This window comes from Rhizobium sp. NZLR8 (assembly GCF_019685025.1).
GTDB lineage: Bacteria > Pseudomonadota > Alphaproteobacteria > Rhizobiales > Rhizobiaceae > Rhizobium.
The window spans coordinates 95,981-115,038 of record NZ_JABDVY010000016.1 but is presented as its reverse complement, the minus strand read 5'-3'; the positions used below and the strand labels follow the sequence as shown (position 1 = coordinate 115,038).

Annotated in this window: 22 protein-coding genes; 15 read left to right on the top strand and 7 right to left on the bottom strand. The window is 61.9% G+C overall.

All coding sequences use genetic code 11. From position 1 onward, the window contains the following. Positions 1-3: 3 nt before the first annotated feature. Positions 4-246: a hypothetical protein gene (locus tag HJB89_RS27525; protein ID WP_041936703.1), complete on the bottom strand. Its 243-nt coding sequence runs from the start codon at positions 244-246 to the stop codon at positions 4-6. A gap of 317 nt (positions 247-563) precedes the next feature. Between HJB89_RS27525 and HJB89_RS27520 the strand changes: the two genes are divergently transcribed. The 12 genes from HJB89_RS27520 (at position 564) to HJB89_RS27465 (ending at position 9,848) form a co-directional block, all read left to right on the top strand. Beyond that, entirely contained in the window at positions 564-881 is a 318-nt protein-coding gene (locus HJB89_RS27520; RefSeq protein WP_011654728.1) for a hypothetical protein, read from the top strand. A gap of 340 nt (positions 882-1,221) precedes the next feature. Further along, positions 1,222-2,970, top strand: a complete 1,749-nt coding sequence (locus HJB89_RS27515; RefSeq protein ID WP_041936704.1) for a ParB N-terminal domain-containing protein — start codon at positions 1,222-1,224, stop codon at positions 2,968-2,970. Next, positions 2,867-3,958: a DUF7007 domain-containing protein gene (locus HJB89_RS27510; RefSeq protein WP_311044383.1), complete on the top strand. Its 1,092-nt coding sequence runs from the start codon at positions 2,867-2,869 to the stop codon at positions 3,956-3,958. Before HJB89_RS27515 ends, HJB89_RS27510 begins: the two co-directional genes overlap by 104 nt. Beyond that, entirely contained in the window at positions 3,955-4,296 is a 342-nt protein-coding gene (locus tag HJB89_RS27505; RefSeq protein WP_032981051.1) for a hypothetical protein, read from the top strand. The genes HJB89_RS27510 and HJB89_RS27505 overlap by 4 nt, the downstream gene beginning before the upstream one ends. Positions 4,297-4,300: 4 nt before the next feature. Continuing rightward, positions 4,301-4,753, top strand: coding sequence for a hypothetical protein (locus HJB89_RS27500; RefSeq protein ID WP_011654731.1), 453 nt, complete (start codon positions 4,301-4,303; stop codon positions 4,751-4,753). 317 nt (positions 4,754-5,070) lie between these two features. Then, positions 5,071-5,655 (top strand): hypothetical protein, encoded by a 585-nt coding sequence (locus tag HJB89_RS27495; RefSeq protein ID WP_011654732.1) that lies wholly within the window; start codon positions 5,071-5,073, stop codon positions 5,653-5,655. Positions 5,656-5,943: 288 nt separating this feature from the next. Then, a complete protein-coding gene (locus tag HJB89_RS27490; RefSeq protein WP_011654733.1) occupies positions 5,944-6,870 on the top strand; it encodes an ArdC family protein in 927 nt (308 codons plus the stop codon). 682 nt (positions 6,871-7,552) lie between these two features. Then, positions 7,553-7,864: a DUF736 domain-containing protein gene (locus tag HJB89_RS27485; RefSeq protein ID WP_011654735.1), complete on the top strand. Its 312-nt coding sequence runs from the start codon at positions 7,553-7,555 to the stop codon at positions 7,862-7,864. A 315-nt stretch (positions 7,865-8,179) separates the two neighbouring features. Further along, positions 8,180-8,350 carry a hypothetical protein gene (locus HJB89_RS27480; protein WP_165419764.1) on the top strand — a complete coding sequence of 57 codons (171 nt, stop codon included), beginning with the start codon at positions 8,180-8,182 and terminating at the stop codon, positions 8,348-8,350. Positions 8,351-8,681: 331 nt separating this feature from the next. Continuing rightward, a complete protein-coding gene (locus HJB89_RS27475) occupies positions 8,682-9,146 on the top strand; it encodes a hypothetical protein (RefSeq protein ID WP_011654737.1) in 465 nt (154 codons plus the stop codon). Between the two features lie 91 nt (positions 9,147-9,237). Continuing rightward, positions 9,238-9,417 (top strand): hypothetical protein, encoded by a 180-nt coding sequence (locus HJB89_RS27470; RefSeq protein WP_244432391.1) that lies wholly within the window; start codon positions 9,238-9,240, stop codon positions 9,415-9,417. 230 nt (positions 9,418-9,647) lie between these two features. Continuing rightward, complete coding sequence (locus tag HJB89_RS27465; RefSeq protein WP_128409067.1) at positions 9,648-9,848, top strand: hypothetical protein; 201 nt, start codon at positions 9,648-9,650, stop codon at positions 9,846-9,848. 32 nt (positions 9,849-9,880) lie between these two features. Here HJB89_RS27465 and HJB89_RS27460 read toward each other — a convergent pair whose 3' ends face one another. The 6 genes from HJB89_RS27460 to traC form a co-directional block, all read right to left on the bottom strand. Beyond that, positions 9,881-10,321 carry a thermonuclease family protein gene (locus tag HJB89_RS27460; protein ID WP_011654740.1) on the bottom strand — a complete coding sequence of 147 codons (441 nt, stop codon included), beginning with the start codon at positions 10,319-10,321 and terminating at the stop codon, positions 9,881-9,883. Then, complete coding sequence (locus tag HJB89_RS27455; protein ID WP_032981063.1) at positions 10,318-10,626, bottom strand: WGR domain-containing protein; 309 nt, start codon at positions 10,624-10,626, stop codon at positions 10,318-10,320. Before HJB89_RS27455 ends, HJB89_RS27460 begins: the two co-directional genes overlap by 4 nt. A 208-nt stretch (positions 10,627-10,834) precedes the next feature. After that, entirely contained in the window at positions 10,835-11,032 is a 198-nt protein-coding gene (locus HJB89_RS27450) for a hypothetical protein (protein WP_086935601.1), read from the bottom strand. 18 nt (positions 11,033-11,050) lie between these two features. Then, entirely contained in the window at positions 11,051-13,003 is a 1,953-nt protein-coding gene (gene traG, locus HJB89_RS27445; protein WP_011654742.1) for a Ti-type conjugative transfer system protein TraG, read from the bottom strand. Then, positions 12,993-13,196, bottom strand: coding sequence for a conjugal transfer protein TraD (traD, locus tag HJB89_RS27440; RefSeq protein ID WP_018010302.1), 204 nt, complete (start codon positions 13,194-13,196; stop codon positions 12,993-12,995). Before traD ends, traG begins: the two co-directional genes overlap by 11 nt. Positions 13,197-13,209: 13 nt before the next feature. Further along, on the bottom strand, positions 13,210-13,503 hold the full coding sequence (gene traC, locus HJB89_RS27435; RefSeq protein WP_011654744.1) for a conjugal transfer protein TraC: 294 nt from the start codon (positions 13,501-13,503) through the stop codon (positions 13,210-13,212). Positions 13,504-13,735: 232 nt separating this feature from the next. Between traC and traA the strand changes: the two genes are divergently transcribed. Genes traA through HJB89_RS27420 form a run of 3 tightly spaced genes read left to right on the top strand, consistent with a single transcriptional unit; the run spans position 13,736 to position 19,048 of the window. Next, the gene (gene traA, locus HJB89_RS27430; RefSeq protein ID WP_011654745.1) at positions 13,736-17,329 is read left to right on the top strand and encodes a Ti-type conjugative transfer relaxase TraA; all 3,594 of its coding nucleotides are present in this window, start codon (positions 13,736-13,738) and stop codon (positions 17,327-17,329) included. Further along, entirely contained in the window at positions 17,326-17,892 is a 567-nt protein-coding gene (gene traF / locus HJB89_RS27425) for a conjugative transfer signal peptidase TraF (RefSeq protein ID WP_011654746.1), read from the top strand. The genes traA and traF overlap by 4 nt, the downstream gene beginning before the upstream one ends. Next, complete coding sequence (locus tag HJB89_RS27420; protein ID WP_011654747.1) at positions 17,882-19,048, top strand: conjugal transfer protein TraB; 1,167 nt, start codon at positions 17,882-17,884, stop codon at positions 19,046-19,048. The genes traF and HJB89_RS27420 overlap by 11 nt, the downstream gene beginning before the upstream one ends. The last annotated feature ends 10 nt before the right edge of the window (positions 19,049-19,058 follow it).

Genomic DNA, 19,058 nt, shown 5'->3' with positions numbered 1-19,058 from the left:
TCTTCAGGTCTCGCCTGGTTCCGGTCGTGCTCGCCTGCGCGCGAGGCGGCCGCGTTGCTCGGCCTCCTGCAGGGCGAGTCTGCCGAGGTAGCGCTCCCGCATCTGCTTCATATCGATCTCGCCGCGAACCCATTCGTCGAGAAGCGCGATGAAGGCCGGATTTTCATCGATGGGCACGCCATGGCCTTTCGCCCTGTCGATGGCCCGCTGCGCGATGGATTTCCGGGTGTTGGGGTCCGTGCTCATCTTGCCTCGACTTGGGAGTTATCGGATGGGCGGCGACATCTATCAGGGGGTCGCTCACGCCGCGACTTGAAATCTGTGGCTATCAACAATATCTGAGCATCACTTCCCGTTTCGATGATGTCCTGCCGCCGGGCAACCGCCGCGGCTTTCGATATCGTCCGGGATCAGAGAAAAGGGCGCTCCCCGCACGGGTCGAGCGCCCTTTTCGCTTCGGCCGCTAAGTCGATGTGGATACGAGATACGGATTTCGTTTTCGCTTTTGGCGCCTTGACCGATGCGCGCGCGATGAGACCTGAAGAATAACACTGCGGGAACCCATGCCTTTTTATCTTGTAATCCAGACCTCTCTCATTGAAGCCGACGACGAGGAGGCCGCTGCTCGAATTGCGGTCGACCAGATCCGATCCGGCAACAAAGTCGCCGTCACTGTGAAGTCCGACGAAACGACCGTCTCGCACATCGTCGTTGCTGCGAAACCGGCTATCTCACTCGCAGATCCGGTTGCGGATCCTGAGGATGGCGGGCCGGTTCCGGCCACTCACCCTGCCCCAACGTCCGCGGTCGAGGCCGATCGAAAGGCGATGCTGAAGAGGATAGTGGCTGATGCGTTCTCGCTTCTGAAACGGCGCCCCTAAGTCTTTCAGACGGGCCGCGTCTATACGCAGATCTGGCGCTGCATGATGAACCGGAAATCGCTGCGATGTAAATTAGAAAAGGGGCGAAGTATAGGAAAGAAAATGGAACCGGTCGCAGATCGGTCCTCCTGCCGCCGCTTCCGCTCAACCGCCGCCTGTGCGATCCCGGCCGGTTGTCCTTCGCAGGGCAGATGCCCCGCTCGTCCTGCCCAGCAGGGATGCTCGGCCGCAGTTGCGGCAGTTCGGCCGACCCCGCGGTCCCGGAGGTGTCTTCGAGAAAAATGAAGACAGGAAGGGCTGGCAAGGCGCCGGCTCGTAACCCTCCCGAAAGGACAGTCCCATGCAGATCAAGACGATCGATCCCCGCGCTCTGAAGGAAAACCCCGACCGCATGCGTCAGACGAAATCGTCGCCACAGGCCGATGCGCTGATGCTGGCGACGATCAAAGCCGTCGGTATCGTCCAGCCGCCCATCGTTGCGCCCGAAGCGGATGGTGGCAATGGCTACATCATCGATGCCGGCCATCGCCGAGTGCGCCTCGCGATCGCTGCGGGCCTCGGGGAAATCGAGATCCTCGTGGTGGATGCTGCGAACGACAACGGCGCCATGCGCTCGATGGTCGAAAACAGCGTGCGCGAAGCGCTAAACCCGGTCGACCAATGGCGGGGTATCGAGCGGCTCGTCGCACTCGGCTGGACCGAGGAAGCGATCGCCGTCGCGCTGGCGCTCCCCGTTCGCCAGATCCGCAAGCTACGCCTGCTTGCAAACGTTCTGCCGGCGATGCTCGAGCAGATGGCGCTGGGCGATATGCCCTCCGAGCAGCAGTTGCGGATCATTGCTGCCGCCGGTGAGGTCGAACAGAAGGAAGTCTGGAAGGCGCACAAGCCGAAGAAGGGCGACACCGCTGCCTGGTGGTCGATCGCCAATGCCCTGACCAAGAAGCGCATGTATGCCAAGGATGCCAGCTTCGGCGATGATCTGCGCGAGGCCTATGGCATCGAATGGGTCGAAGATCTGTTCGCGCCGGCCGACCAGGACAGCCGCTACACCACCAACGTCGAAGGTTTTCTCGGCGCCCAGCACGAATGGATGACGTCCAATCTGCCGAAGCGCGGCGCGATCGTCGAGGTCAACAGCTGGGGTCAGCCGGAACTGCCGAAGAAGGCAAGCCAGGTCTACGGCAAGCCCTCGAAATCCGACGACACAGGCCTTTATCTCAATCGCGACGGCAAGGTTCAGACCGTCTACTACCGCATGCCCGAGGCGGCGAAGCCGAAGGGCGACAGTGCAAATGGTGCCGAGAGCGCCATCAATGACGATACCGGCTCAACACCGAAGGCACGCCCGGATGTTACCCAGAAGGGTCAGGATATGATTGGCGATTTCCGCACCGACGCCCTGCACGATGCCCTCGGCCGCGCTCTGATCGAAGACGATATGCTGATGGCGCTGCTCGTGCTTGCCTTCGCGGGACAGAACGTTCGCGTCGACTCCGGCGCGGGCGGCAACCTTTACGGCGGTGCGCGCTTCGGCCGCCATGCCGCTCGCCTCTTCACCGAGGATGGCAAGCTGTCTTTCGACATGGATACAGTTCGCGGCGCTGCACGTGCAGCCCTGATCGACGTGCTCTCATGCCGTCGCGGCATGTCGAACAGCGGCGTCGTGTCCCGTGTCGCCGGCCAGGCGATCGGTGCGGACAGCTACCTGCCGAACATGGGCATGGAGGATTTCCTCGCATCCCTATCGCGTCGGGCCCTTGAAACCGTCGCCAAGGATGCCGGTGTCGAGCCGCGTGCGCGTGTCCGCGAGACCCGCTCAGCTCTCGTCACCCACTTCGAAGGCGATACGAACCTCGTCCATCCGTCTGCTCTGTTCGCGCCGGAGCCGACGGAGGTTCTCGCCCTCCTCAAGCATCTTGATCACGAAGCGACCCCGCAGGATGAGGGCGAGACCGACGATGGCACTGACGGCGGTATCGTCGCTAATGACGGGCATGGAGAGGTTGATGTCTCCGACATGGTCGAAGCGGATGAGGGTCCGGGCACGCTCGACGACCACGAAACGGCCTACGGGATCGCGGCCGAGTAATCCCACCAGTCCTTTCCAAATCTTCCGCTCCGCCGCCGGTCATCCCGGCGGCGGTTTGCTTTTCAGGACCTTCAAACAAAGGAGCCCGACCATGAACGGAGCATCATTTACCTCCGCCACAGACCCAGTATCCATCTCCTCAGCCGCCGATGGCGTCGAGTTCGGGACAAGCGCCGACGGATTTCCTGTTGCACGCATCGGCGAAATCCTCCTCGGCCTGATCTCCAACGGAAGCGGCGACTTCTTTCTGGCCAGTGCTTGGCGCATCACCAAGCCGTTAGCCGAAGTGCGGCGTCACCATTTTTATCGCCACGATGGGCGCGTGAAGGACGAAGCGGCGTTCCGTCTCCGCGCAATCGAGACCGCGGAGCACATGCGGGAACTTTCAGCCTTCTCCCGCATCCAGACACGCATGTCGGCAAGCACGCCATGGGGCGGCTCGCAGCTGGCGACGATCTATGCCGAGGGAATTGTCAGCCACTCGACCTCAGGACATGGCGGCTTTCATCTTTCTCCCGATCGAAATCTTCAGGTCGATGCCTCGGTTCGCAGCGCGGGCGGTTGGTACGAGGAAGATAGCGAATGGGCGATCGTCGCCTTGACGTTCCCGGATCTCTTCACCGGCTACGAGCGCCAGTGCGCCAATGAGGCCGCGCGCAACACCTTCCCGGATTATTGGGAGAAGCTTCGCGGCCGTCAGCTCAGCGCCGGGGAATCCTGGTTGAAGGATAGCGCTGAGTTTGATCGCGTGCATGCTGACGACTGGATCGTCATCTCTGCAATCATCTCCTCTCACCACTCCGGCATGACTGAGGTGTTCGCCAAGAGAGGCGGCAATCGCGAACCCCAGCGAGAGGAGCGTCGCTTTCTCGTTCCTCATGAAGAATATGGTAGGCGCGGTCGCTTTGGCTTTGTCATCGATCTCGCGCGTCATGCCGCCTATGATGGTCCGTCGAGCTTCGTCGGTTGGAGCGCGAGGGCGGCATGATGGCACCGGTAATGTCACCCGAAACCCAGCTCTCTCGCATGGAGGACGCCCGCCGTCAGACCCAGAGGCAGTTGGAACTCATTGACAGGCAGATCACCCGCCGGATGACGGCAATCCTGCCGAAGCTTGCGAGGCGCCAGACTGGCTACCATCGCGGAAAGGCGCCCGATGGCCGCACCCTGCTCGAGCGCTATCGCGCCAACCTAGCCGGCCTCACAGCAGAGCGTCAGCCAGAGGCCGAAGCCCTATCAAGAAAGCTGGCTCGACAGGACGCTGCGATCGCAGCGCTACGCGACCGTTTATCTTCTGCCGGCCCACACTCGAGTCCGGAGGGCTGATGACATGGCAACAATAGGTGACCTCGAGCGGAACGCCGGGATCGGATCTTCCAATGCTGAGCGAACTGCGTTCTGGCTGCGGTTTCATCATCTCGAAGGGAAAGCATGCCTTGACGCGGGCGTGGCCGAGCTCAAGCGCATGATCGCAGAGCGCAACGGGACCGAATTGCGTGCTGCCAAACACAGGCGCCAGCAATGGCCAGCCCCGAGCGACGATCAGGAAGCTGCACTACAAGCGTATGCCGCCAGGCATGGACGACGCTGGAAGAGCATCTTCAGCGATGTCTGGATGGGGGGTGGACCGCCTTATGACGATGGCGGGATCTTGCGCGGTCTCCGTAACACCCATGGTCCCACATGGCTTCAATCCTACCGGTTGCCGAAGGCAGTATTGCGGAGCCAGTCCGACGGGAACGCAGCGGTCTCGCATGTGGGCATCGGCAAAAGCGAGGAGTAGAACGGGCTGGAGCCATATCCTTGTCGTGTCCGGTGATGGCACCGTGACGGTTTGTCCTTCGGTTTTGCTGCGGTCTGAGCCAGCGGCCGTCCACTTCAAGGCCGCTATCGCGCCGCGGGGCGGCCGGAACCCGCCGTCCTGCGCGGAGCAGTTCCGCTCGGCCTCGCAGGGCGGTTGCCCTGCCGGCTCGCAGATCGGCTCCGCTTGGCCTGGCACGCCCGGATCTTGAAGCGCCCGTCTTCCGCCGGTTCGGGTCGACCGCACCGAAGGGCAAGCCGGCACGGGGCCGGAACCACTTCGGCTCGAAAGGAAGAGACATGGCCAAGCCCGTAACCACTCGCCAGACCGCCCGGGTCGTCCAGCTCCGCAAGGGCGCCACCGTCGAAATGGTCCGCCTCACCTGCCCAGACAGCGCCCAGGCGATCAAGATCGCCGAAAGCTTCGGGACCGCCGTCATCGACAGCGAGGGGATCCGCGACCTCCACGAACGGCTCATCACCGAGACCGCGGATGCTCTCAGCGAAGGCCTCGGTGACCGGGCCATGCAGATCCACCTGCAGCGCATCGTCGGCGCCTATGTCGGCTCCGCCCACGGCGCCGGCCAATTCTACAGCAATGCCGTCACCCAGGCACGCGATGCCACGGCCAAGGCGGCAAACGATGCCCGCGACGAAGACCTCGACGGTCCCGTCGGCTACGATAGCGCCGCCCACCGCAAGCGGGAATTCGCCGCCGACATGGGCATCCAGGCTCACGCGTTACGGATGGCAGCCGAAGGTGCCGTCGCCGCCTACAAGCATATCGTCGGTGAGAGCTGGAAGCCGTTCGATCGCCCAGTCGAAAACCCCGGACATTCTGTGGATCGCAAGGCGGCCGCGGCCCAGATGTCCGCTTTCGACTGACACCATGCGGCGGGGCCCGCCCCCCCTTATCGTTAGAGGCCGTCTCTTTGGGGCGGCCTTTTTTCATGCCGGCTCTCGATGGAGGGAAAGCGGAAATAGGAATTTGATCGAGCCGTTGCGGCCCGTCTCGTGCGTCGGACCTGCAGGAGCCGCCCACGTCAGGCAACGGCTTCGCCGTCCTCCACTTCGTTTCGGCCGTTCCGGTGCAAGCCGTCGGCTCATGGCTCCTGACCTTGGCCTGCGCGACGGGGCCGCGATTGGCGCGGCTCCGAATAGTGGAGATGAGAAATGAGCAAGAAGGTCGAAAGCCAGCGCACCGACATCTATTCCCGCATTACCGATCGGATCCTCGAGGACCTCGCAAGCGGGGTCCGCCCCTGGATGAAGCCCTGGAATGCGGCGAATACGGATGGCCGGATCACCCGCCCGCTCCGCCACAACGGCCAGCCCTATTCGGGCATGAACGTTCTCCTGCTCTGGTCAGAGCAGATGTCGCGTGGCTTTGCTTCGTCGATGTGGATGACGTTCAAGCAGGCGTTGGAACTCGAGGCCGCCGTTCGAAAGGGCGAGACCGGATCGACGATCGTGTTCGCGAGCCGGTTCACCAAATCCGAAGCGGACGGAAAAGGTGGTGAGGTCGATCGGGAAATTCCCTTCCTGAAGGCCTATTCCGTGTTCAACGTCGAACAGATCGATGGTCTGCCCGACCACTATTATTACCGGCCGGCGCCAGCCCAGGACCATGTTGAGCGTATCGAGCAGGCGGACCGGTTCTTCCGGAATACCGGCGCGGTGATCCGCCATGGTGGCAATCAGGCATTCTATGCGCCAGGTCCTGATCTCATCCAGATGCCGCCCTTCGAGACGTTTAAGGATGCGGCGAGCTTTTATGCTACGCTCAGCCACGAAGCGACGCACTGGACTGCCGCCGAGAACCGCGTCGGCCGAGACCTGTCACGTTATGCCAAAGACAGGAGCGAACGTGCCCGCGAAGAGCTGATTGCCGAGCTTGGCAGTTGTTTCCTTTGCGCGGACCTCGGGATAGCCCCTGAACTCGAGCCGCGGCCTGATCACGCGTCGTACCTTCAGTCCTGGTTGAAGGTGCTGGCCGACGACAAGCGGGCGATCTTCCAGGCGGCTGCCCATGCGCAGCGCGCAACGGTCTTCCTTCACGGGCTACAGCCGGAGGCGGCCAACTTTCGGGACGCTGCTTGAGTGCTTGAACGCTTCAGGTAGGCTTACGGTCGGTCGCCGCTCTCGGTGGTGGCCGGCTCTGTCAACGGGTCAGCGGGAGCCAGATCTTCCGTAGTGCTCAAGTCTAACCTTCCCCAGATCGACGGCTTAGGAGCGGAAGGCTTCAGCTTCCGGGACTGCTTGATTTCGACGATAAACGGTTTCGTCTGCTTTGCCATAAATCCTCCAGGCGATGATTCGCGGGGCAACTCTATCGCGGCAAGTTCGTCTCGCAAGCGGACCTTGATCGGACGTCATGCGAAGAATGTGCATATCGTTGTGGTAGCTATGTCAGATTGCTGACCAGCTGTGGCAGTTCACCTCGATTCCCCGGTGCGGGCCCGCCATTGCCATATCCCTTTCCCTTGACGACAGGGCTCCATTCGCGGGCTCGATGAGGCATGTCTGGCCGGAGAGCGGCTACGCCTCGCTCGTATTCCCGCAACGGCGCTCCGAAACTTTCATCCCCTGCCGGAACCCACCCCACGCGACAGGTCGAGTGGGGACCCCAGGTCGCCGTCATTCCTCGCGAAACAAGAAAGTGTCTCCGCGCCGCCCTCCACGTTGTTCCGGCCCTACGGATGCGGTCCGATCGTCCCCGGCCTTTGCGACTGCCATCGAGGCCGCAATAGAGCGGCCCGAAACAGCGAAAAGGAATACGACAATGGCTACTATCGGCACCTTCACCTCTACCGAAAACGGCTTCACCGGCTCGATCCGCACCCTCGCGCTCAACGTCAAGGCCCGCATCGCCCGCATCGAAAATCCCTCCGACAAGGGCCCGCAGTTCCGCATCTTCGCGGGAGCCGTTGAACTCGGCGCCGCCTGGCAGAAGCGCTCGGAACAGACCGACCGCGACTACCTCTCGGTTAAGCTCGATGACCCGAGCTTCCCCGCCCCCATCTACGCAACGCTCTCCGAGGTCGAAGGCGAAGATGGCTACCAGCTGATCTGGTCCCGGCCGAACCGGGACTGAGAACTCCGGCCCCGCCCGAAAGGGCGGGGTCTTTCCCTCGGCAAATATCTAAAGCCGGATCAGGCTTCGAGCCTGGTCCGGCTTTTTTGGTGGCACACGGGAGGGAGGGATAGCTGCTCAGAAACCGGGAGTGTGCCGCTCGCGCATGCCGGCCTCAAGGATGAGCGGTTCCCCCAATTTTCTGCAGCCGCCTGTGGCGCCTTCCGAAAATCGGCTCCCCCACTCCCCGGCCCTGCCGGTCGCTTGCGCGATCCCTGACCCCGCCATCCCCTCCCGGCCGCTGTCGTCGTCTTTCACATCCAAGGAGATCAGACGATGACCTACGACATTGAAATCCAGATCGAAGAACTGCGGTCCGAGCTCAGGGAGTGCATCGATCCCGACGAACGTCGCGAGATCGAGGTCGAACTCGAGCTGGCGCGCGCCGAGCTGGCCGTCATCATTGCCGAGAAGGATGGCTGGCTCAAGGCGGAGCCCCCCTTCTGAGGGGGCTTTTGCCGCATCCGTGAGCTTGGTCAGCCGGATCGCTCGGCCGACCAAGCTGTCAGGGATTTCACCCCTCGACACTCCCCGCCGGCTCACGCCGGAATCGGTCGCGTCCCCTTCGGGTCCGCGGGTCTCTTCTCTCTCTGACGTCCTATTCTGCTCCAGCAAATCCGGCGTCAAGGACGGCGCGGTCTCCCCCAATTTTTCCGCCGCTGCGTTGCACTGCGCTCTGGAAAAATCGGTTCCCCCGCTTGCAAGCCGCTTCGCGGTCCTTGACCCCTCATTGCAACAGAGCGGCCGATCTCCGTCATCAAGATGAAGGAGATCCACTATGACATCCGATCAGAACCTCATGCTCTACGCCAAGCTCGTCGGTTTCCGGCTCGTCGTCCTCGCAGATCGGGTCGGCTGCGACACCGATTTCTTGCAAGAGCTTCATGACCGCCTGGTTGAAGGACTTGAGGCGGCAATCGCTCGTATCCAGACCATCATGGCATTGGAACGAAGCGTTCTCACCGGCGACGAAGCCGCCTATCAGCTGGACGGCGAGACCGAGATTTTCGGACGCTGCGCCATCAGCTTGTTGGACGACCTCGAAATCGATTTCGACACGCATGAATATCGCATTAACGGCAGCGACTGGATCAACGCCTTGACGGCGGATTACAGCGGCGTCGATATCGATTGTCCGGAATTGGTTGCGTTGACGGAGGACGAGCTCGGCTCGCTGGCACAAATCGTAAAGGATATCACACGGGAAACCGGAATCCCCGTTCATGCGGCTCGTGCCGTCTAGGGCCGATGGCATCGCCAGAACCGGATCAAATCTTAGACGCGGAGAGGTGGCAAAGGCTGCCTCTCAATTGGGAATGGTTCAGGCCGATCGCGTGAGCGACAAGTTCGCAGGGTCTGCGCTTGACTGTAAGGATAACGGTGCGAGCGTTCATAATGCCTGCGACGCCGGTGAGCGTCGCCAGATCCAGGCCGAGCTGGATGTCGCTCAGGCGGAGCTTGCGGCGGCCGTCGACCTGCAGGGCAACATCTTCGATTGGGAGCCCCCTCACTGAGGGCAACCGATAGCGCCGCGCCATTATCGACCGTCGCGGTTCTCCTGTGATCCCATATCATCGACATCAGGGATGGTGCGTCTCGAGCGTCGTGCCGCAACCTGATGCCGCCAGAATTTTCCCCGCCTTCGGCTTCCTCGCGCAGCAAAATTCAGTCGTTCTCAGGTCCTCCGCTTCGCTGCGGTCGTGCCGATGCAGCACTCCTTCCCGAGGCACATCTCATCCCCGCGATGAAACGCAATCACAGGAGAAAGATCATCCAACAGCTCGCCAAATTCCTCGCCGCTACCGGCCGCCGCCTGCGCACTCTCGGCAAGGTCGTCGGTCACTTCGTCCGCAAGGGTAAACTCGGCCTGAAGGTCGCGATCAAGATCCCCTTCTTCGTAGACATCGAGGTCAACTTCGAGACCGACTGGAACCGGCGCCCGTAAGGCGCCTCGGCCCGCTTTGGCGGGCCGGATCCTCAGCACCAGGGCTCGCGCCGGCCCGACCAGGTCCGCGCCAGGCCTTCCGACACCAGCCGATCGCCGAGGCTTCGTCCTTCCCGGACGAGAACCCGGAGCTTGCGGCCGTAACGATCCGTATCGCGGCCTGGCCACGCCTGGAGTTGGAATGGTCCCTCGTTGACGAGCTCGATCAACCGCTCTGTTGCCTTGTTGCCAAGTGTCAGTTCCGACGCGCATTTCGGGGTGCTGATCTCCGGGGCGTCGATATCGGCAACTCTCACCTTCTGGCCGTAGATCCACAGCGTATCACCATCGACGACGCAGTTGTAACGGGCGCCGGACGCACATTTGGGGTACGTTGCGGGTAGACCAGATTGAGCCGCTTCAACATGCGGGACAATCAAGATTGCGCCTAGCAGAACAGCGGCGGAAATGACGCCTGTCAGAATTGATTTCACCTGATTGCCCCAAGCTCGATGACGGTAGATGGAGCGCAACTATCAGATTCGCGGGTTGCAGCTGACCGCGTTCGATAGCCTCGAGCGCGCTTCTGTCGGGTCAGGTCGAGGAAGAGGGCAACCGCATCCTGCTCCCGCTCGAAGTGGTGGGTCAATGTCTGGCCCTTGCTGCCGATCCGTCCCCATCGCCGGGTCAGGCAAAGTTCACCGAACAGGTTGGCCTCGATCGACATGGCATAGTAGCGAGCCATGTTCTTGGCGCGGTCCTTGCGTTCGACATAGAGCTGGTAGGGCTGTGCGATCATGACTGAGAATCGCGCGTACGGAGTCCGCGGTCCAACGACAATTATGAATCGGTTTCGCGTGATCGATTCAATCTGGTGAAGCGTTCGAAACGTTAGGTCTTGGGCGATCCGCCTTCGGCGTACGGCTCTATTCGCCACGGCGAACGAAGCCCGCAAGCGGTCTTCGCCCATTTCGGTCACGATCTTCTCGCGGTCACCGCGGCATTGATCAGTACCCGAGATAGCCGAGGATATCCGCACCATAATATTCCCCCTCCTCGTCGGCATGAGCAATGACCTCACCAGCAGCTTCATCGACCAATGCCTTGTCACCTTCTCGGACGGCGGCCGCCACTTCGTGGATGCGGCATTCCTCGATCGCGTCTTCAGCCGAAACCTGAGCCTCACAGGCTTCCCAATATCGCATTGATGGATCCTCCCGCGTTTAGTTCGGTTCGGCCGAAGCTGAGACTTCTGGACGATCACCGCGCTGTTGAAACCTGTTTTCGCCGACACATGACTTCATGTCCGACCGGCGGAACCAGATCGCGCGGCCGCATCGCAATGGCGCGTTGCCCGCGGTGAAGACGATCTGCTCGTCAGCACGCATGCGAAGGACTTCGTGCGGTTGGATCAACTGCCTTGAAGCGAGCTGTTTCGAGCGGGTTCGTGACGACCCGCGCGATTGGAAACTGCGGCTGACCTGGTCGATCTCGACTGTCGTCGTGCCACATCGACGGGAGATATAGTCTGCGGTTTCCGGATCGTTGATTGCCGCAAACGAGATCCAGCTGGCGCTTTCGAACCATTTGCTGGACGCGTCACGACCGCCGTAGGTTTCCCGCAGCTGGCCGATCGACTGATAGATCATCGTGAGCGTAATGCCATATTTCCGGCCGGCGTCGCGCGCCGTCTCCAGCACCCGCATGTAGCCGAGCCTCGCCACCTCATCGAGGAGAAACAGTGCCCGGCCTTTGATCGCCCCGTCGCGATGGTAGATCGCGTTGAGGAAGGAGCCGATGATGACGCGCGCCAGGCCGGCATGGGTTTCCAAAGCCTTGAGGTCGATATTGATGAAGACGTCGGTTTCACCATCGGCCAGCGCCTCGGTGGAGAAGCTGGAACCGGAAACGAGGGCGCCGTAGTTCGCATAGCTTAGCCAATGCGTTTCCTTGATCGCATTGGCGTAGACGCCAGAGAAGGTCTCCGGCGTCATGTTGACGAAAGCGGCGACATTCTCCTTCACGAAATCGGAAGCGGAATTGTCGTAGATCTCCTGCAGGCGCGCGCGGAGCTTAGGTTCCGGCTCTGAGAGATTGGCCCGCACCTGTCGCAGCGTCTGGTGCTTCTCATCGGTATGGCCGGACAGGCAGACGTCAGCGATCATGGCGGTGAGCAGCTGAAGACCGGACGCGCGGAAGAAGTCATCGCGGACGCCGGTCGCGCGACCGCTGTCGCTCATGATCCACGACGCGACGGCTGCGATGTCCTCTTCCTTGGTGCCGCCGTGGCGACCGATCCAGTCGAGCGCGTTGAAGCCGGATTGGGCGTTCTTCGGATCGAGAACGATAACGCGCCGGCCTGCCTTACGCCGATGCTCCATCACCATCGGCGCCACCTCGTTGGACGGATCGAGCACGACGAGAGAGCCGCCCCATTTGAGCGCCGTCGGGATCGTAACAGAGGTCGTCTTGAAACCTCCTGAACCGGCGAAAACGATCCCATGCGATGAGCCGAACGAGCCGTCGAAGCAGAGCAGCGGTGGGGAACCTCCCCTCCCCCAGGAAGTCGGCTCGCCAGGCCGAAACGACGTGGCGGCCGGATCGTCGCGATCGACACGATATCGCTCGCCGATGACGATGCCTCCTGTTTCCGGAAAGAGCTTTTCCGCCTCTTGCATCGTCATCCAATCGGCCTCCCCGTGCAGGGCGCGTTTGCCCCGGATGCGTCTCGGCTCGCTTCGGGTAAAGGCCGCATTGCCCATCCTGGCGACGCGCAGCGCGAAGAAGGTGACGAGCAGCGCGGTGCCCGCTCCTATGATGGTCGAAGGGTCGGCGTAGGACAGAAGCGTCCTGCGCGCGGGCACCTGACTGGCAAAGGTCAACAGACGCGATCCCTCGCGAAGAGCTGCGACGGCGATGACGCCGAGACCGCCCGCGGCAACGCTCCAACCTGATGTCTTGACGTTGATCGATCCCTTGGTGCCGAACAGGAACATGACGCCACATGCCCCGGCGAGTGCATAGGGCAATGCAAGCCCGATCCGCCCCAGCATCAGCTTCGCCTGATCCGTCGTTCCGAATGCTGAGAGCCACCGTTCGATGCCTGGGAAAGTCAAAGCGATGGCCACCATGGCTACGGCCGGAATACCGGCGACAAGGATCCGCTTAGGCGTCATCGGCGAATGCCTTCGCACCGAGTTCACTCAGACGCGTTCGCTCCGCCTCGTCAGCCTTTATCCGTGCGCTGGCATCGATCAGAAGCCCGAGCAAGAGCGCGCGCTTCTCGTAGCGCAGGCCGGCCTTGACGATCAGGCCGCCAAGTTCGATCTTTTCCCGCGCGTCCTTTTTCCGAGCCTCTGCCGTCGACATCTTTTGCACCCGCTCAAGCCTCAGCAGACCGGCCCGCAGCCTCGCCAGCGCCGTTCGGCGGCGTGGTCGCAGGCTTGCGCCCCTGAGCGGGTCTCGCCTGTGCCCGAAACCGAGCCGCGACTTCTTCGAACGCCGACAGAAGTTTACCCTCCTCTATCTCGATCTCTCCGAGCCCTGCCCGTAGCGCGATCCGACCGATGCGCTCGGCGTCACGTGTTTCGGCCTGCTTGAGTTGCTCCTGCAGGCGAGCAATCTCTTCCCGGATTTTGGCGGTTGGCTTCTTCATAAGCGTTGCTTCCTTGTTCATGATGGTCCGTTGAAGACGAACCCTGCCCCGAATTTTCTCCCGCTGGAAAGGTGCAATGTTGCACCTCGCCAAAGCGCTAGCTTTGGGCGAATGATCCCGCCGTTCCGAAGGAGCGGATCCAAGGGCGCAATTATACGTCGCTGACGCGACGCCCTGCTGAAGGGTCCTGGCGGGGCCGCCCGCTCCCAACGAACGCGTCGAAAATGTTCGATCTTAGGAGCCTGTCTCAGCCGTGGCCGTCCCGCATTTCTCAGTCAGCATCGTTGCCCGCGGCTCAGGCCGCAGCGCGGTGCTGTCGGCGGCCTACCGGCACTGCGCCAAGATGGAATTCGAGCGGGAAGCGAGGACGATCGATTACAGCCGCAAGCAAGGACTCCTCCATGAGGAGTTCGTCATCCCCGAAACCGCACCCGACTGGCTACGGTCGATGATCGCCGATAGATCGGTCTCGGGCGCCTCGGAAGCTTTCTGGAACAAGGTTGAGGCGTTCGAAAAGCGCGCCGATGCACAGCTCGCCAAGGACGTGACCATCGCTCTGCCGGTCGAGCTTTCGAACGACCAGAACATTGCCCTGGTCCGCGACTTCGTCGAGCGCCACATCACGGCCAAAGGCATGGTCGCCGATTGGGTGTATCATGATGCTCTGGGCAATCCGCACATCCATCTGATGACGACCCTGCGGCCGCTGACCGAAGACGGGTTTGGCGCCAAGAAAGTTGCGGTTCTGGCACCAGCCGGCAAACCTGTGCGTAACGACGCCGGCAAGATCGTCTACGAGCTTTGGGCTGGAAGCACCGACGACTTCAACGCGTTTCGCGATGGCTGGTTCGCATGCCAGAACCGGCATCTGGCGCTCGCAGGTCTCGACATCCGCATCGACGGCCGGTCCTTCGAGAAACAGGGGATCGAGCTGACGCCGACCATTCATCTCGGCGTCGGGACGAAGGCGATCGAACGGAAGGGCGACAATAAAACCGGATGGGGGGAGGAGAAGGTCGCGCTCGAGCGGTTGGAGCTGCAGGAAGAACGGCGCGCCGAGAATGCCCGGCGGATCCAGCGCAATCCGGAGATCGTGCTCGACCTCATTACCCGCGAGAAGAGCGTCTTCGACGAACGCGATATCGCCAAGATCCTCTACCGCTACATCGACGATGCGGCGCTCTTCCAAAACCTGATGGCGCGGATCCTACAAAGCCCGCAAACACTGCGGCTCGACCGTGAGCGGATGGATCTCGTCACTGGCGTCAGGGCACCGAGCAAATACACGACGCGAGAGCTGATCCGGCTTGAAGCGCAGATGGCCAATCAGGCAATCTGGCTGTCGCAGCGATCCTCTCATGGCGTCAGGCACGCGGTTCTGAGCGGTGTGTTTTCGCGACATGACCGTCTATCGGATGAGCAGAAAACCGCGATCGAACATGTCGCAGGTCCGGAAAGGATCGCTGCCGTGATCGGCCGTGCCGGTGCCGGCAAGACGACGATGATGAAGGCGGCGCGTCAAGCCTGGGAAGCAGCCGGTTATAGGGTCGTCGGTGGCGCGCTTGCGGGCAAAGCGGCAGAGGGGTTGGAGAAGGAAGCGGGCATTGCCTCCCGCACGCTGTCTGCCTGGGAACTAAGATGGGATCAGGAGCGAGACCGGCTTGATGAAAAGTCTGTCTTCGTCCTCGACGAGGCAGGAATGGTCTCTTCCCGGCAGATGGCGCGCTTCGTCGAAGCGGTAACCGTGTCCGGTGCCAAGCTCGTCCTGGTCGGCGATCCCGAGCAGCTGCAGCCGATCGAAGCGGGCGCTGCCTTCCGCGCCATTTCAGGGCGGATCGGCTATGCGGAACTCGAGACAATCTACCGTCAGCGCGAACAGTGGATGCGCGATGCCTCCCTCGATCTGGCGCGTGGAAACGTGTCGGCTGCGCTCGACGCTTACGCGCAGCGGGATATGGTGCGGACCGGTTGGACCAGGGACGAGGCGATCACAGCTTTGATCGCCGACTGGGACCACGAATACGATCCGGCCAAGTCGACTCTGATACTCGCTCATCGCCGTATTGATGTGCGTTTGCTGAACGAGATGGCGCGCAGCAAACTCGTCGAGCGTGGGCTGATCGAGGCCGGCCATGCGTTCAAGACGGAAGACGGGACGAGGCAGCTTGCGGCCGGTGATCAGATTGTCTTTCTGAAGAATGAAGGGTCGCTCGGCGTCAAGAACGGTATGTTGGCGCGTGTCGTCGACGCCCAGCCCGGGCGGATTGTCGCTGAGATCGGCAATGGTGAAGACCGGCGTCGGGTCGTGGTCGAACAGCGGTTCTACGCCAATGTCGATCACGGCTACGCCACCACGGTGCACAAGAGCCAGGGCGCCACCGTCGATCGCGTCAAGGTGCTGGCGTCGAGCACGCTGGACCGGCATCTATCCTATGTCGCCATGACCCGCCACCGCGAGACGGCGGAACTCTATGTCGGGCTGGAAGAGTTCGCGCAACGGCGCGGCGGCGTGCTGATAGCCCATGGCGAAGCGCCTTACGAGCATAAGCCGGGCAACCGGGACAGCTACTATGTGACGCTCGGCTTTGCCGATGGCCAGGAACGAACCGTCTGGGGTGTCGATCTCGCGCGGGCGATGGATGCGTCGGGCGCCAGGATCGGGGATCGCATCGGCCTCAAACACGTCGGATCGCAGCGCGTCACGCTCCCCGATGGCACTGAGGTTGACCGCAATTCCTGGAAGGTCGTGCCGGTCGAGGAGCTGGCGATGGCCCGGCTACATGAGCGGCTCTCGCGTCCCGGATCAAAGGAAACGACGCTCGACTATCAGGACGCTTCGCACTATCGCGCTGCGCTGCGTTTCGCGGAGGCGCGTAGCCTCCACCTGATGAATGTCGCCCGCACCATCGCGCACGATCAGCTCCAATGGACCATCCGTCAATCGTCGAAACTCGCCGAGCTCGGCGCGCGCCTTGTCGCCGTCGCGGCAAAGCTCGGCCTTGGCGGAGCAAAGTCGACTGTATCGACAACATCGGCAATCAAGGAGGCAAAACCCATGGTCTCTGGCACGACGACCTTCCCCAGATCAATTGGTCAGGCGGCCGAAGACAAGCTCTCGGCCGACCCCGGCCTGAAGGCTAGCTGGCAGGAGGTTTCCGCTCGCTTCCATCACGTCTTTGCTGATCCACAAGCCGCCTTCAAGACAGTCAATGTCGACGCCATGCTGGCGAATGGAACGGTAGCGGCAACGACGATTGTGCAGATTGCCGAGCAACCGGAAAGCTTCGGTGCGCTGAAGGGGAAGACCGGTCTTTTTGCAGGGAGCGCCGAGAAGCGGGCCCACGATACTGCGCTTGTCAACGCACCCGCACTTGCCCGCGATCTGCAGGGCTTCATTGCGAAACGCGCAGAGGCGGCCAGCCGCTATGAGGACGAGGAACGCGCGGTCCGCACCAAGCTCTCGCTCGATATTCCTGCTCTCTCCGCATCCGCAAAGCAGGTGCTTGAGCGCGTGCGCGATGCCATCGATCGAAACGATATCCCCGCCGGTCTCGAGTTCGCTCTGGCGGACAAAATGGTGAAGGCCGAGCTCGAAGGTTTTGCCAAGGCCGTGTCGGAGCGCTTCGGGGAAAGAACCTTCCTTCCGCTTGCGGCAAAGACTGCAGACGGGAAGGCGTTCGAGGTAGCGTCCGCAGGTATGCAGCCGGCCCAGAAGAACGAGCTGCGATCCGCTTGGGACACGATCCGCACCGTCCAGCAATTGGCTGCGCATGAGCGAACAGCTGTGGCACTCAAACAGGCAGAAGCCATACGGCAGACCCAGACGAAAGGGTTGTCGCTGAAATGATGTCTCATATCTCCCCCACCTCTGCCGTTGTGCGCCAAAAGCGCCCGGTTCTCGCCCTCCTCGCAGTGTCATGTGGCATTGCGCTCGTGGTGATTATCGGCGGGTTCATCGGCGGCCTGCGGATCAACACCACGCCCAGCGAGCCACTCGGGCTCTGGCGTGTCGCACCCCTCGAACACCCGATTCAGGTGGGTGAAATGGTGTTCGTCTGCCCGCCGGAGACTGACGCCGTTTCGGAGGGATTTGAGAGAGGCTACCTTCGCTCAGGCCTGTGCCCCGGCGGCTTTGGCCCCCTCATCAAAACGGTGGCTGCGGTCGGCGGGAAGCGCATCGAGATCGCCGGCAATGTCACGATCGATGGACGGCCGATCGCAAACTCGAGCCTCGTGTCTCAGGACGGCCAGGGGCGGCCATTGCGCCCGTACGCAGGAGGGACGATTCCGGCCGGCTTCCTGTTCCTCCATTCGCCATTTCCCGGATCCTGGGACTCTCGATATTTCGGGCCGGTCCCAGGATCCGGTGTTCTCGGCCTCGCAGAACAGGTGCTTACCTATGCGCCCTGATTGGCTTCAACCTTTTACCCTCGCTCTGGCTGCTGCCACGACTGGATATATCTCCTGGAGCGGGCATGCCCTGGCGCTTCCCGCAGCGATCGCATTTCCGGCGCTTTGGTCGCTGGCGCACAGTCGTCGGGCCGCAAGTGTCGTTTCGGCCGCCTATTTTCTGGCGGCGTCGCGCGGTCTGCCGCAAGGCGTGGCTGCCTTCTATCAATCCGATATCTGGCCGGGACTGATCTTGTGGCTCGTCGCCTCAAGCGGCTTCGTTTTCGTTCACGTCGCACTCTGGTCGCGTCAGTCCGGCGGCTGGAAAGCCCTGCGATATACGATCGCGATGGTCCTCATGGCCCTTCCACCCTTCGGCATTGTTGGCTGGGCACATCCGATCACGGCGGCAGGCGTTCTCTTTCCAGGATGGGGCTGGGCCGGACTTGCGGCAGTGACAGCCGGTCTCGCGCTCATGACGACGCAATATCGACCGGCTGTAGCCATAACCCTTGCAGGCTTCTGGCTCTGGTCCGCCGCATTCTGGACAGCACCGGACATAGGGCGGCATTGGCAGGGGGTCGACCTGCAGCTCGGAAATAGACTCGGTCGCGATAACAGTCTTGCTCGGCATAGTGATCTTGTTGCAACGCTGCGCTCTGAGCGTCGCCCCGGCTCCACTTTCATGCTCTTGCCTGAAAGTGCTCTCGGGTTTTGGACGCCATCGGTCGAACGCGTGTGGCGGCAGCAACTGGCCGAGGCCGATCTGAGCGTCATCGCCGGCGCGGCTGTCGTCGATCGGGAAGGATATGACAATGTGCTGGTTCGCGTCTCGGCCACCGACAGTGAGATCCTCTATCGGGAACGCATGCCAGTGCCTGGCTCGATGTGGCAGCCCTGGTTGGCACCGATCGGAAAGAGCGGCGGAGCCAGAGCGGACTTCTTTGCTAATCCGGTCGTGTCCGTTGGCGGCCAGCGCGTGGCCCCACTCATTTGCTACGAGCAACTCATCATCTGGCCCGTCCTGCAGTCGATGCTTCATGATCCAGACCTCGTCGTCGCCGTCGGAAACGACTGGTGGACCAAAGGGACCGCAATCATCGGCATACAGCGCGCCAGCGCCGAGGCTTGGGCGCGGCTGTTCAACAAACCTCTCGTGATGTCTTTCAACACCTGATCTGGAGCAA

Bases quoted from the DNA above. Each gene is read 5' to 3' on its own strand.
- HJB89_RS27525 (WP_041936703.1), bottom strand. From the start codon at position 246: ATGAGCACGGACCCCAACACCCGGAAATCCATCGCGCAGCGGGCCATC.
- HJB89_RS27520 (WP_011654728.1), top strand. From the start codon at position 564: ATGCCTTTTTATCTTGTAATCCAGACCTCTCTCATTGAAGCCGACGAC.
- HJB89_RS27515 (WP_041936704.1), top strand. From the start codon at position 1,222: ATGCAGATCAAGACGATCGATCCCCGCGCTCTGAAGGAAAACCCCGAC.
- HJB89_RS27510 (WP_311044383.1), top strand. From the start codon at position 2,867: ATGACGGGCATGGAGAGGTTGATGTCTCCGACATGGTCGAAGCGGATG.
- HJB89_RS27505 (WP_032981051.1), top strand. From the start codon at position 3,955: ATGATGGCACCGGTAATGTCACCCGAAACCCAGCTCTCTCGCATGGAG.
- HJB89_RS27500 (WP_011654731.1), top strand. From the start codon at position 4,301: ATGGCAACAATAGGTGACCTCGAGCGGAACGCCGGGATCGGATCTTCC.
- HJB89_RS27495 (WP_011654732.1), top strand. From the start codon at position 5,071: ATGGCCAAGCCCGTAACCACTCGCCAGACCGCCCGGGTCGTCCAGCTC.
- HJB89_RS27490 (WP_011654733.1), top strand. From the start codon at position 5,944: ATGAGCAAGAAGGTCGAAAGCCAGCGCACCGACATCTATTCCCGCATT.
- HJB89_RS27485 (WP_011654735.1), top strand. From the start codon at position 7,553: ATGGCTACTATCGGCACCTTCACCTCTACCGAAAACGGCTTCACCGGC.
- HJB89_RS27480 (WP_165419764.1), top strand. From the start codon at position 8,180: ATGACCTACGACATTGAAATCCAGATCGAAGAACTGCGGTCCGAGCTC.
- HJB89_RS27475 (WP_011654737.1), top strand. From the start codon at position 8,682: ATGACATCCGATCAGAACCTCATGCTCTACGCCAAGCTCGTCGGTTTC.
- HJB89_RS27465 (WP_128409067.1), top strand. From the start codon at position 9,648: ATGAAACGCAATCACAGGAGAAAGATCATCCAACAGCTCGCCAAATTC.
- HJB89_RS27455 (WP_032981063.1), bottom strand. From the start codon at position 10,626: ATGATCGCACAGCCCTACCAGCTCTATGTCGAACGCAAGGACCGCGCC.
- HJB89_RS27450 (WP_086935601.1), bottom strand. From the start codon at position 11,032: ATGCGATATTGGGAAGCCTGTGAGGCTCAGGTTTCGGCTGAAGACGCG.
- traG (WP_011654742.1), bottom strand. From the start codon at position 13,003: ATGACGCCTAAGCGGATCCTTGTCGCCGGTATTCCGGCCGTAGCCATG.
- traD (WP_018010302.1), bottom strand. From the start codon at position 13,196: ATGTCGACGGCAGAGGCTCGGAAAAAGGACGCGCGGGAAAAGATCGAA.
- traC (WP_011654744.1), bottom strand. From the start codon at position 13,503: ATGAACAAGGAAGCAACGCTTATGAAGAAGCCAACCGCCAAAATCCGG.
- traF (WP_011654746.1), top strand. From the start codon at position 17,326: ATGATGTCTCATATCTCCCCCACCTCTGCCGTTGTGCGCCAAAAGCGC.
- HJB89_RS27420 (WP_011654747.1), top strand. From the start codon at position 17,882: ATGCGCCCTGATTGGCTTCAACCTTTTACCCTCGCTCTGGCTGCTGCC.